This window comes from Variovorax sp. 20P10.2.4 (genome assembly GCF_058244205.1).
Map to the genome: position 1 here is coordinate 24,830 of NZ_JBZAYE010000016.1, position 11,399 is coordinate 36,228.

The window sequence follows — 11,399 nt, forward strand, 5'->3', positions numbered from 1 at the left end:
TTGGAAATTTCTGCCGGCCTCATCGCCCGCGATAGACCGGCGCGCGCTTCTCCATGAAGGCACGCGGCCCTTCGCGCGCGTCCTCGCTGGCGAACACCGTGGCCTTGGCCTGGTTCTCGAGCGCGAAGCCTTCGGCGAGCGACAGCCCGCTCGCCGCGCGTGCGGTGCGCTTGATCGCCTGCAGCGCGAGCGGCCCGTTGCGCGCGATGCGTTCGGCCAGCGCGCGTGCCTCGGCCATCAGCGCCGGGCCGGGCACCACGCGGTTGACCAGGCCGATCTCGCGCGCCCGCGCCGCGTCGATGGGCTCGCCGGTGAGCATCAGTTCCATGGCCAGCGGCCACGGCAACTGCCGCGGCAGCCGCACCATCGAGCCCGCGAAGGGAATCAGCGCGCGCGTGGCCTCGGGCAGGGCGAATCGGGCGTGCGCGGCGGCGATGCGCAGGTCCGTGCCGAGCATCAGCTCGAAGCCCGCGGCCATGCACACGCCGTTGATGGCGGCGATCACGGGCTTGTCGAGTTCGAAGTCGCGCAGCCCCGAGGCCGCGAGCACGCGCGGGTCGGACAGCAAGCGGTGGTCCCATTCGTTCTCTGGCGCGCGGGCCCCGCTCATCAACGGCAGCGTGAGCGACAGGTCGCCGCCGGCGCAGAAGGCGCGCTCGCCGCTCGCCGTGACGATGGCCACGCGCAAGGCGTCGTCGGCCGCGAAGCGCATCACGGCATCCGCGAGCAGGCACAGCATGCGCGGCGTCAGCGCATGGTGCGTGGCGGGCGCATCGAGCGTGATGGTGGCGATCGCGCCGTCGATGTCGAGGCGCACCGGCGGGCTCATGCGCCGCCTCCGGCGCGATCGTCGATCTCGTACGAGATCGCGAACGCGCGCATGAGCGCGTGCAGGCGCTCGGCGTCGGGTACGGCATCCGCCGCGGCGCGTCGGCGAAAGCGCGCTTGCAGTCCGCGCGCGCCGTCTTCCACCGCGACCGCCACGCCATCGAGCAGGCCGGCGTCGCGCAGGCGCTGCGTCAAGGCATGCTCGCAGGCCAGGGCCCTCAGCCGCGGCTTGTAGACCTTGCCGACGGCGGTCAGCGGGATCGCCGCGAGGATCTCGATGCGCTTCGGGAATGCGGGCCGCTCCGGAATGCGCGCATTGGCGAAGGCCGAGAGCGCATCGGCATCGACCCGCGATCCCGGCCGCAGCGACACGTAGGCCACCGGCAGTTCGCCCGCGTACTCGTCGGGCTCGCCCACGGCCGCGGCCAGCTCGACCTCGGGATGCTGGAGCAGCGCCGCCTCGATCACCTGCGGATCGATGTTGTGGCTGCTGCGGATGATCAGGTCCTTGGCGCGCCCGGTCACGAACACGCGGCGCTGTGCATCGACGTGGCCGATGTCGCCGGTGATCAGCCACCCGTCTTCGAAGGTGCCGGCGTTGCGGTGCGCGTCCGTGTAGCCAGGGCCCACGTTGGGGCCGCGCAGGCGCAGCACGCCGCTCTCGCCCGGCGCGCAGTCGCGGCCGTCGTGCGCCACGGCCTTGACCTCGGTGAACGGCAGCGGAATGCCGCAGGAGCCGTGGACGCGCGGCGTGAGAAAGGGTTCGATGCTGACCACGCCCGCGCACTCGGTCATGCCGAGGATGTTGCGCACCGGGATGCCGAATTTCCGCTCGAAGGCGTTGGCCAGTTCATTGGGCAGCGGCGAGCCGCCGGTGAGCAGGGCGCGGACGCGGGCGCGGTCCGCGGGTTGGGCCTCGAGGCCGAGCAGCGTCGCGATCACGGTCGGCACCGCGGCGAGCAGGCTCACGTCGTGCTCGCGCACGACGCTCCAGTAGCGCCGCATCAGTGCCGGGTTGCGCAGCCCGAGCAGGGTCGGCAGCACGATGCGCGCACCGCTCAGCAGGGCCGAGAGGCCGTAGACGAAGGAGCCGGCGACATGGAACAGCGGGAAGCCGTTGAGGATCACGTCGTCCTCGCGCATCGCGTAGAGCTGGGCCGCGCTCCAGGCGGCATGCAGCTGGTTGCGGTGCGTGTGCTGCGCGAGCTTGGGCGCGCCGGTCGTGCCACCGGTGTGGAAGAGGGCGGCCAGTCCGTCGGCGGATCGCGTGGAGGGCGCGGGTGGCGCGTCCGCCGGCATCCGCGACAGGGCCGCGTCGAAGTCGATCGCACCCGTTGCCCCGCCGACGGCGAGCACTTGGCGCAGCGCGGGGCAATCGTTGGCCAGCGTCGCGGCGCGCGACCAGATGTCGAGCTCCGGATGCGGGCCCAGCGCCACCAGGATGTTCGCGCCCGAGGCCCGCACGAGTTCGGCCAGGTGCGCGGCGTCGAGCAGGTAGTTGATCGGGCAGACGATGCCCGCGGCCTCGGCGCCGAGCAGCGTCAGCCAGGCCTGCGGAATGGCCGGCAGCAGCATCGCGACGCGCGGTGTCTCGCCGGGCACGAGGCTGGCGAAGAGGCTCGCCGCGCGGCGGATGTCGGCGAGCAGGTCGGCGTAGCGCCAGTGCCGCGGCGGCGTTTCGGGATCGGCATCGAGCAGGTAGCTGAGCGCGATGCGCGTGGGGTGCAGGGTCGCGACCTCGCACAGCGCGTCGTACACATGGTCGTGGGCCATGAAGGAGGCGTAGGGCCGCGCTTCGATGCGCGCGAGGTCCTCCGCGTCGCGGATCCAGTGGTGTTGCATGGGTCGATGAGGCGCGGTCGGCGCCCGCTTCCTTGTTCTCAGTCGCCGCGGAACCCGGAGGCCTTCACGACCGCGGCCCAGCGTGCCGCTTCCTCGCGCAGCATGCGGTCGGTGTCGGCGCGGCCCGCGCCGACGATGCTGAAGCCGGCTTCCACGAGCTTGGCGCGCGCGTCCTCGGGCTGAACGGCCTTCACGGACTCGGCGCCGAGCAGGTCGAGGATGGCCGGCGGCGTGCCCTGGGGCGCCATCAGCGCGAACCAGGAGGAGATGTCGATCTTCGGATAGCCCGACTCCGCCATGGTCGGCACCTCGGGCAGCAGCGGCGAACGCCGCGGCGCGGTGGTGGCGAGCGCGCGCATCTTGCCGCCCTTGATCTGCGCGTTGCCGAGCGCCGTGGAAACGAAGGCGGCCGAGACGTCGCCCGAGAGGATGGCCGTGACCGCGTCGCCCGTGCTCCGGTAGTGCACCGGTTCGACCTGAAAGCCGGCCGCCTCGCCGAACAGCTCGGCGCCGAAGTGGCCCGAGGTGCCGGCGCCGAAGGTGCCGAAGTTGAGCCGGCCGGTCTGCGCGCGCGCCGCCTTGACGAAGTCCGCCACCGTCCTGTGCGGCGAGTTCGCGGGCACGGCCAGCAGGAAGTCGACGCGCGCGACCTCGCTGATGCCCGTGAGCTCGCGGCTCGGCGCGTAGCCGAGCTTGCCGAAGGCGGCCGGCGCGATCGAGATCGAGCCGACCTCGCCGAGCAGCAGCGTGTAGCCGTCGGGCACGGCCTTGGCGACCGTCAGCGCCGCGATCTGCCCGCCGGCACCGGGCTTGTTGTCGACCACCACCTGCTGCTTGAGCAGCTCCGACAGCCGGATCGCGAACAGCCGCGCCAGCACGTCGGGCGCCGTGCCGGGTGCGTAGCCCACGGCCAGGCGGATCGGGCGGTCGGGATAGGCCTGCGCGCGGGCGGCGAGCGGCCATTGCGCGAGGGTGGGCACCAGGGAGGCGGCGAGCAGGGCGCGGCGGGAGAGCGTCATGGGGATTCCTTTGGCCGCCAGTGTCGCGATGGGGGAGTTTTCGTCTGTCCCCTGCGATGTAGACAGGGCGCGCCCTGAGGGGGAAAACCCGGTGCGGCCGGAAGGCGCCGCGCCGATAGGCTCCGTGCATCCCACCGGCCGTGTCCATGCAGCTCATCCCCCTTTCGTCCGCCACGCCCGCGCTCGCCACCAGCGCGGACGGACGCGCCGTGGACGCCATGGCGGGACTGATCGCCTGCATCGGCGCCCATGGCTTCGCCAACGACGCGCTGGCGCAGCTCAACCGCTGGCTGCCCGTCTCATGGCTGTCGGTGTTCCGGCTGTCCGACCATGCCCCGCCGCGCATGCCGGCGTCGGGCAGCTACCGCGCGCCCGACGGCACCGCGGAATCGTGGGCGGTGTACCGGTCGTCGCTGTACCGGCAGGACCAGACCTTCCTCGCCGCGCGCGAGCAGATCGGCCAGGCCCGCTGCACGCTCGTGCACTGGCATGCGAAGGAGATCCCGGCCGCGCACCGCGAGCGCATCTACACGCGGCACGGCCTGCGCGAGCGGCTCTCGGTGGTCTGCAAGGACAAGGACGATGGCCTGCTGGCGATCAACCTCTATCGGCACGAGAGCCTGCCGCTCTTCACGGGCGAGGAGATCGAGTGGGTCGGCATGGGCGCGCCGATCCTGACCTCGTGCGTGCAGCGCCATCTCGACCTCGCCGGCGCGCGCGAGCAGTCCTTCGACGCCAGGCTGTCGGTGCTCACGCGCAGGGAGCGCGAGGTCTGCGAGCGCATGCTCAAGGGCTGGACCTACGAGGGCATCGCCAACGACCTCGGCATTTCCGCCGGCACGGTCAAGACTTTCAGGGACCGGGCCTTCGATCGCCTGGGCATCCACCACCGCAACGAGCTGTTCGCGCTGGTGCTGGTGAATACGCCCTAGAGGTGCAGCGCCGCGAGCGCGCCGATCGCGATGCCGGCGAGCGCCACGCCGTACATGGCGCGCTCGAGCCACTTCCTGCGGGTCAGCAGCGCGATGGCCGCGAGGGCGATCGACACCTGCAGCACCGTGGTGGCCTGCGCCCAGCGGTGGTGCTGGTGCATCTGTTCCTCGGAGGCCGTGTCCCAGCGGACGGATTCGTCCTCGAGCTTCTTCGCCGCGGCCTGGATCTCGCCCTTCTCCTGCTCGTAGCGCGTGACCTTCGCCTGCCAGCCCTGGCGGCGAGCGTCATCGGTGGCGGTGTCGCGCGCGAACTCGGCCAGCGCCTGCTTGGTGCTCTTCGACTGGAAGTAATTCCACTGGTTCGAGGCCTCGGTCTTCTTGATGGCCGCGTTGTTCTTGTAGAGCCCGGCGTTGGCCTGCGTGGCGCCGCCCATGTACGCGAAGATCGCGCCGATGGTGGCGATGGCCGCGGTGCAGACGGCGATCTTTCCCGTGACGCTCATGCCGGCGCCTTCGGCCGCATCGCCGTGGCCATGGCCGTGACCGCCGGTAGCGGCATGTTCGAGTTCGTGGTCGTGCGGGCCGTGCACGTGAAATCCGTGTCCTGACATGGGGTCCTTTGTTTTCAGAAAGATCTGGACGGCGCGGGAGTATGCACGGGCGCGACGCGGTTGCGGCCTTGGGGAAAGTCCTGTCGGCTGGGGCTGCCTGCCAGGGGCGGCCGCGGGTTCACTTCCATAATGGCGGCCAGTCCAGCTCTCTCGAAACCCCCGCAGACATGTCCGTCACCAAAGCCGCCACGCCGCGTCGCGCCCCCCGGGGCGAAAAATCCGAGCGCACGCAGGCGAGCCTGCTGGCGGCGGCGCGCGAGGTCTTCGCCGAGCGCGGTTTCGAGCGCTCGACGACCTCGGAGATCGCCCAGCGCGCGGGCGTGTCGGAGGCGACGCTGTTCACCTACTTCGAGAGCAAGCGGCGCCTGTGCATCGACGTGGTGGGCCGCTGGTACGACGAGATCAGCATCGAGCTCGAGGAGCAGGTGCCGGCGATCGCCGGCTTCGAGGCCAGGCTGCGCTTCGTGATCCAGCGGCACCTGACCCATCTGATGGGCGACGGCATCGGGCTGTGCGCGCTGGTCCTCGGCGAGGGGCGGATGGTCGATGCCGAGTTCTCCGGGCTCATCGCCGAACTCAAGCGGCGCTACACATCGCCCTTCATGGCCGCGCTGAGCGAGGCGCGCGAACTCGGCGAGGTGCGCGGCGACGTGCCGCTGCGCCTGATGCGCGACATGGTGTACGGCTCGATGGAACACGTGCTGTGGGACTACGTGACCACGGGCACCAAGCCCTCGATCGCATCGACGGCCTCGCAGCTGACCGCGATGCTGATGGCGGCATTCGCGCTCGAAGCGCCGCCGGCGCGCGCTGCCCGCCGCTTCCAGTCCGATGTGCTCGCGGCGGTGCGCCGGCTCGAGCGCGACGCGGGCTCGGCCGAAGACGCCGCCTAGCGGATCGGCCTGGCGGCCCCGGCCGTAGATCGCTGTCGCCCTTCAAAAAATGAGTCAGGCTCAAGCCGTTGATGCGCGGCTGGCGCGAGCATGTCTGTTGCCAAGCTGAAATCTTCACATGTATAGTTGAGCAACACTCAATTTAAGATGCGGAGACCACGATGGGACACGGTGACCCGGAGATCCAGCGCGCATTGCGCTCGGTTTCGCTCGACGACAAGTACGACGGCGACAGCGGCGCGGCCTACCTGAGCGGCACTCAGGCGCTGGTCCGGCTGCTGCTCAACCAAGGGGAGCGGGATCGTCGCGCGGGGTTGCGCACGGGCGGCTTCGTCAGCGGCTACCGCGGCTCGCCGCTGTCGGGGCTCGACCAGGCGCTGTGGGGCGCGCAGGCCCGGCTCGAGGCGCGCGACATCCAGTTCCAACCAGCGATCAACGAGGACCTGGCCGCCACGGCCTGCTGGGGCACGCAGCAGCTCGCGCTGTTTCCCGAAGAGGCCAGGGTCGATGGCGTCTTCGCCCTGTGGTACGGCAAGGGGCCCGGCGTCGACCGCAGCGGCGACGCGCTCAAGCACGGCAACGGCGCCGGCACCTCGCGGATCGGCGGCGTGCTGGTGCTGGCGGCCGACGACCACACGGCCAAGTCCTCGACCTTCGGTCACCAGAGCGAGCAGGCGCTGGTGGCGGCGTTCATCCCGGTGCTGTATCCCAGCAGCGTGCAGGAGTACCTCGACCTCGGCGTGCATGGCTGGGCGATGAGCCGCCACAGCGGCCTGTGGGTGGCCATGAAATGCGTGTCGGACGTGGTGGAGACGACGGCCGTCGCCGACGTGGACCCGCAGCGGGTGACGGTGAAGCTGCCGGACGCGGGCGAAGCGCCGCCGCAGGACCTGCACATCCGCTGGCCCGACGTGTGGGCCGAGCAGGAGCCGCGCATCGTGCGGCACAAGCTGCCCGCCGCGCTCGACTACTGCCGCGCCAACGGGCTCAACACGATCGTGCTCAAGACGGCCTCGTCGAGGCTGGGCATCGTGTGCGCCGGCAAGAGCTACAACGACGTGCGCGAAGCCTTGCGCCTGCTGGGATGGACCGACGCGCAGGCGGCCGAGCGCGGCGTGGCGGTGCTCAAACTCGGCATGGTCTGGCCGCTGGAGCCGGCGATCGTGCGCGCGTTCGCGAGCGGCCTCGACGAGCTGCTCGTGGTCGAGGAGAAGCGCCCGTTGATCGAGCAGCAGCTCAAGGACGAGCTCTATGCGGACGCGGTCGAGGGCCGCAAGGCCATCCGCATCTCGGGCAAGAGCCGTGGCGGCATCGGCGGGGAGTGGAGCGTGGGCGCCGCCGAGCGCCTGCTGCGCAGCGACTACGAGCTCACGCCGCCGGAGATCGCCGCCGCGATCGCGGAGCGCCTCGGTCTTCCGGTGAACGCCTTCGAGGTCGACCCGCGCGCCCTGGCACATGGCGCACCGGCGGCGCCGGCCGCGGTGCGCAAGCCCTATTTCTGCTCGGGCTGCCCGCACAACACCTCCACCGTGGTGCCCGAGGGATCGCGCGCCATGGCCGGCATCGGCTGCCACTACATGGCGAACTGGATGGACCGCGATACCAAGGCCTACACCCACATGGGCGCCGAGGGCGTGCCGTGGATCGCGCAGCGCCTGTTCTCGACGCGCAAGCACATCTTCGTGAACCTCGGCGACGGCACCTACTTCCACTCGGGCTCGCTGGCGATCCGGCAAGCGGTGGCGGCCGATGCCTGCGTGACCTACAAGGTCCTGTTCAACGACGCGGTCGCGATGACGGGCGGGCAGCCGGTGGAAGGCCAGCTCACGGTGTCGCGCATTTCCGAGCAGGTGGCCGCCGAGGGCGTGCGCCGCATCGCGGTCGTCAGCGACGACATCGGGAAGTACCGCGACGCGGGCACGCGCTTCGCCGCCGGCACGACGGTGCACGACCGCGGTGAGCTCGACCGCGTGCAGCGCGAACTCGCGGCCTTCGAGGGCGTGTCGGTGCTGATCTACGACCAGACCTGCGCGAGCGAGAAGCGCAGGCGCCGCAAGCGCGGCAGCTATCCCGACCCGGCCATCCGCTACGTCATCAATCCAGAGGTGTGCGAGGGCTGCGGCGACTGCTCGGTCAAGAGCAACTGCCTGTCGGTGGAGCCGCTGGAGACGGAGCTGGGTCGCAAGCGCAGGATCAACCAGTCCTCGTGCAACAAGGACTTCTCCTGCGCCCAGGGCTTCTGCCCGAGCTTCGTGGCGGTGAAGGGCGGCAAGCTCCGGTCGAGTCCTTCCAGGAGCGACGTGCTCGCCTGGGAGTCGCCGCCGGACCCGGTCGTGCCCGAGCTCGACGGCACCTACGGCATCCTCATCAACGGTGTCGGCGGAACCGGCGTGGTGACCATCGGCAGCCTGATCGGCATGGCGGCCCACCTGAGCCATCGCGGCTGCAGCGTGCTCGACATGGCGGGGCTTGCGCAGAAGGGTGGCGCGGTGTGGAGCCATGTGCAGCTCGCGCCCACGCAGTCGGCGATCCTGTCGTCGCGGATCGCGTCGGCGCAGGCCGACGTGCTGATCGGCTGCGATCTCGTCGTGAGCGCGCATCCCGACAGCCTCGGTCGTCTGCGCGAGGGCCGCACGCGTGCGGTGGTGAACCTCGACGTGGCGCCGACTTCGGAGTTCGTGAAGAACGCGGACTGGAATCTGCCGACGCAGTCGCTGAAGGCGTCGCTGGAAAAGGCCTGCGGTGCGGATGTGCAGTGGCTCAAGGCGCAGGAGACGGCCACCTGGGCGCTCGGCGATGCCATCTACGCCAACCTTGTCATGCTCGGCTTCGCCTGGCAGAAGGGCTGGATTCCGTTGTCGTCGCAGGCGCTCGAACGCGCGATCGAACTCAACGGGCAGCAGGTCGAGAAGAACAGGCAGGCGTTCCGGCTCGGCCGCTGGTGGGCGCACGACGCGCCGCGCGTGCTCGCCGCGATGAAGCCCGCGAGCACGATCCAGTGGCTGCCGCGTGCCAATCGCACGCCCGAGGAAACCGTCGCGCGCCTGTCCGAGCGGCTGGTGGCCTACCAGGGACCGGCGTATGCGCGCAGGTTCGCCGCCTTCGTGCAGCTCGTCGACAGCCAGTGCGCCGACGAGACGCACCGCAAAAGCTTTGTTGTTGCAGTGGCGCAGAACCTTTTCAAGCTCATGGCCTACAAGGATGAGTACGAGGTCGCGCGCCTTCATTCCGACCCGGAGTTCATGGACTCGATCCGCCGCCAGTTCGACGGGGAGATCCAGCTGCAATACCACCTCGCGCCGCCCCTGCTCGCCAGGAAGAACGACAAGGGCGAGCTCCAGAAGACTGCCTACGGCGCCTGGATGGGCCGGGCCTTTCGCGTGCTGCGGCACGGGAAGGTGCTGCGCGGCACGCCCTTCAACCTCTTCGGCTACACGCACGAGCGCCGCACCGAGCGCGCGCTCGTCGAGGAGTACCGCGCTGCGGTCGGCGCCGTGGTGGCGCACCTGGGCAGCCATGCGTCGCCGTGCCTGGAACTGGCGCGCTTGCCGCAGCAGATCCGCGGCTATGGCCATGTGAAGGAGCGTGCGGTCGCGGCCGCGCGGGCGCGCCAGGCCGAGCTCTTCGAGGCCATCACCGGCAAGCCGCTGCCGCCGGGCCCGATGGCCGAGGGCTATGGCAAGTACCTGGAGTACGGCTGGTGACGAGCGCATCGCAAACGACGGATCGGCGCAGCCGCAGCGCGGTGCGCGCGGCGGAAGGCATCCTCTCGACGCTGGACGACGGCGTGTGGCGTATCCAGATCCATCGGACGTCCAAGCGCAACGCGCTCACGATGACCATGTTCAGTGCCCTGGCCGAGAGCCTGGCGCTGGCGCAGGCCAATGACGGCGTGCGGGCGATCACCTTGTCCGGCCTCGGGCCCAACTTCTGTGCGGGCCACGACCTGAGCGCCTTCGACAGCTGGCCGCAGGCTGCAGGGGATCCGGTGCCGCGCTTCCTTCACGCATTGGCCGGCGTGCGAAAGCCGCTGCTCGTCGGCGTGCACGGATCGGCCGCGGGCATCGGCGTGACGATGCTGCTGCATGCGGACTGGGTGATCGCGACCTCCGACGCGGTCATGAAGCTGCCGTTCGTCGATCTGGGCATCGTTCCCGAGGCCGGGAGCTCTCTTCTGCTTGCGCGCGCCATCGGCGCGCTCAGGGCGAGGCGCCTGTTGCTGGGCGGGGAGGCCTTCACCGGTCAGCAGGCCCACGATTGGGGGCTCGTCTCGGAGCTGGCACCCGCGAATGAACTCGCGACCTGCCTGCAGCACAGGGCCCTCGCGCTGGCGGCCAAGGATCCGAAGGTCTATGGCCGCATCAAGGCGCTGCTGGTCCCGGCCGGCGAGCTGCGCGCGCGCATCGACGAGGAAATCGACTTGATCAACACCTGCGTGGCCGAGCGCCGCGCCTTGCAGACCGGATGAATCCCGCCATGACAGCACAGACACCGCGCAAGGTGCACATCGTGTATGCCCACCCCGAGCCGAAGTCCTTCGTCGCGGCGATGCGCGACCGGGTGTCCGAGCGGCTGACCGCCGGCGGCTGGCAGGTCGGGCTCTCGGATCTCTATGCCATGGGCTTCAACCCCGTGGCGAGCGCGGCCGACTTCGTCAAACGCGAAAAGCCCGAGTACCTGGTCTATTCGCTCGAGCAGCGCCATGGATGGCAACGCCGGGCCCTGGCCCCCGACATCCTCGCGGAGGTCGAGGCCGTCAGGGAGGCCGAGCTGTTGGTGCTCGTGTTTCCCGTGTTCTGGTTCTCGGTGCCGGCCATCATGAAGGGCTGGATCGATCGGGTGTTCCTCTCCGGGCTCTTCTATGGTGGCAAGCGCATCTACGACCGCGCCCCCATGGCGGGCAAGCGCGCCCTGGTGGTCACCTCGCTGGGCGGGCGCAGTCATATGTTTGGCGAATCCGGTATCCACGGGCAGATCGACCTGATGCTGCGGCCCTTGCTGCAGGGCTCGCTGGGCTACGTGGGTTATGAGGTGTTCAAGCCCTTCGTGGCGTACCACGTGCCCTATGTGACGCACGCTGAGCGAGGCGCGATGCTCGAGCAGCTTGGCCGGGAGACCGATGGGCTGTCGCAGCGGGAGACGCTGGTCTTTCCGTCGCTCGATGCATATGACGATGTGCTTCGTCCCGTGGCGCAATGCGTGGGAGGGGCGGGGTAGGCCGGGCGATCGACAGGAGGCCGAGAAATTTTTTCTTCGGAAGTAGACGTTCGGGCC

9 protein-coding genes are annotated in these 11,399 nt (G+C 70.1%); 5 read left to right on the top strand and 4 right to left on the bottom strand.

Features of this window, described 5'->3' with window-relative positions:
• Window positions 1-19 precede the first annotated feature (19 nt).
• Genes AC27VN_RS03130 through AC27VN_RS03140 form a run of 3 tightly spaced genes read right to left on the bottom strand, consistent with a single transcriptional unit; the run spans window position 20 to window position 3,689 of the window.
• Window positions 20-829, bottom strand: a complete 810-nt coding sequence (locus tag AC27VN_RS03130; protein ID WP_490875590.1) for an enoyl-CoA hydratase/isomerase family protein — start codon at window positions 827-829, stop codon at window positions 20-22.
• Entirely contained in the window at window positions 826-2,670 is a 1,845-nt protein-coding gene (locus AC27VN_RS03135; RefSeq protein WP_490875591.1) for an AMP-binding protein, read from the bottom strand. Before AC27VN_RS03135 ends, AC27VN_RS03130 begins: the two co-directional genes overlap by 4 nt.
• 38 nt (window positions 2,671-2,708) lie before the next feature.
• The gene (locus AC27VN_RS03140) at window positions 2,709-3,689 is read right to left on the bottom strand and encodes a Bug family tripartite tricarboxylate transporter substrate binding protein (protein ID WP_093355958.1); all 981 of its coding nucleotides are present in this window, start codon (window positions 3,687-3,689) and stop codon (window positions 2,709-2,711) included.
• A gap of 146 nt (window positions 3,690-3,835) precedes the next feature.
• Between AC27VN_RS03140 and AC27VN_RS03145 the strand changes: the two genes are divergently transcribed.
• Window positions 3,836-4,621: a helix-turn-helix transcriptional regulator gene (locus tag AC27VN_RS03145; RefSeq protein ID WP_490875592.1), complete on the top strand. Its 786-nt coding sequence runs from the start codon at window positions 3,836-3,838 to the stop codon at window positions 4,619-4,621.
• Here AC27VN_RS03145 and AC27VN_RS03150 read toward each other — a convergent pair.
• Window positions 4,618-5,232, bottom strand: coding sequence for a DUF4337 domain-containing protein (locus AC27VN_RS03150; RefSeq protein WP_490875593.1), 615 nt, complete (start codon window positions 5,230-5,232; stop codon window positions 4,618-4,620). The genes AC27VN_RS03145 and AC27VN_RS03150 overlap by 4 nt on opposite strands.
• A 167-nt stretch (window positions 5,233-5,399) precedes the next feature.
• Between AC27VN_RS03150 and AC27VN_RS03155 the strand changes: the two genes are divergently transcribed.
• From AC27VN_RS03155 to AC27VN_RS03170, 4 genes are all read left to right on the top strand, one after another.
• Window positions 5,400-6,125, top strand: a complete 726-nt coding sequence (locus tag AC27VN_RS03155) for a TetR/AcrR family transcriptional regulator (RefSeq protein ID WP_490875594.1) — start codon at window positions 5,400-5,402, stop codon at window positions 6,123-6,125.
• A 161-nt stretch (window positions 6,126-6,286) separates the two neighbouring features.
• On the top strand, window positions 6,287-9,829 hold the full coding sequence (locus AC27VN_RS03160) for an indolepyruvate ferredoxin oxidoreductase family protein (protein WP_490875595.1): 3,543 nt from the start codon (window positions 6,287-6,289) through the stop codon (window positions 9,827-9,829).
• Entirely contained in the window at window positions 9,826-10,593 is a 768-nt protein-coding gene (locus AC27VN_RS03165) for an enoyl-CoA hydratase-related protein (RefSeq protein ID WP_490875596.1), read from the top strand. The genes AC27VN_RS03160 and AC27VN_RS03165 overlap by 4 nt, the downstream gene beginning before the upstream one ends.
• Before the next feature lie 8 nt (window positions 10,594-10,601).
• A complete protein-coding gene (locus AC27VN_RS03170; RefSeq protein WP_490875597.1) occupies window positions 10,602-11,342 on the top strand; it encodes an NAD(P)H-dependent oxidoreductase in 741 nt (246 codons plus the stop codon).
• The last annotated feature ends 57 nt before the right edge of the window (window positions 11,343-11,399 follow it).

Coding starts and splice junctions, on each gene's coding strand:
- AC27VN_RS03130 (WP_490875590.1), bottom strand. CDS start 829: ATGAGCCCGCCGGTGCGCCTCGACATCGACGGCGCGATCGCCACCATC.
- AC27VN_RS03135 (WP_490875591.1), bottom strand. CDS start 2,670: ATGCAACACCACTGGATCCGCGACGCGGAGGACCTCGCGCGCATCGAA.
- AC27VN_RS03140 (WP_093355958.1), bottom strand. CDS start 3,689: ATGACGCTCTCCCGCCGCGCCCTGCTCGCCGCCTCCCTGGTGCCCACC.
- AC27VN_RS03145 (WP_490875592.1), top strand. CDS start 3,836: ATGCAGCTCATCCCCCTTTCGTCCGCCACGCCCGCGCTCGCCACCAGC.
- AC27VN_RS03150 (WP_490875593.1), bottom strand. CDS start 5,232: ATGTCAGGACACGGATTTCACGTGCACGGCCCGCACGACCACGAACTC.
- AC27VN_RS03155 (WP_490875594.1), top strand. CDS start 5,400: ATGTCCGTCACCAAAGCCGCCACGCCGCGTCGCGCCCCCCGGGGCGAA.
- AC27VN_RS03160 (WP_490875595.1), top strand. CDS start 6,287: ATGGGACACGGTGACCCGGAGATCCAGCGCGCATTGCGCTCGGTTTCG.
- AC27VN_RS03170 (WP_490875597.1), top strand. CDS start 10,602: ATGACAGCACAGACACCGCGCAAGGTGCACATCGTGTATGCCCACCCC.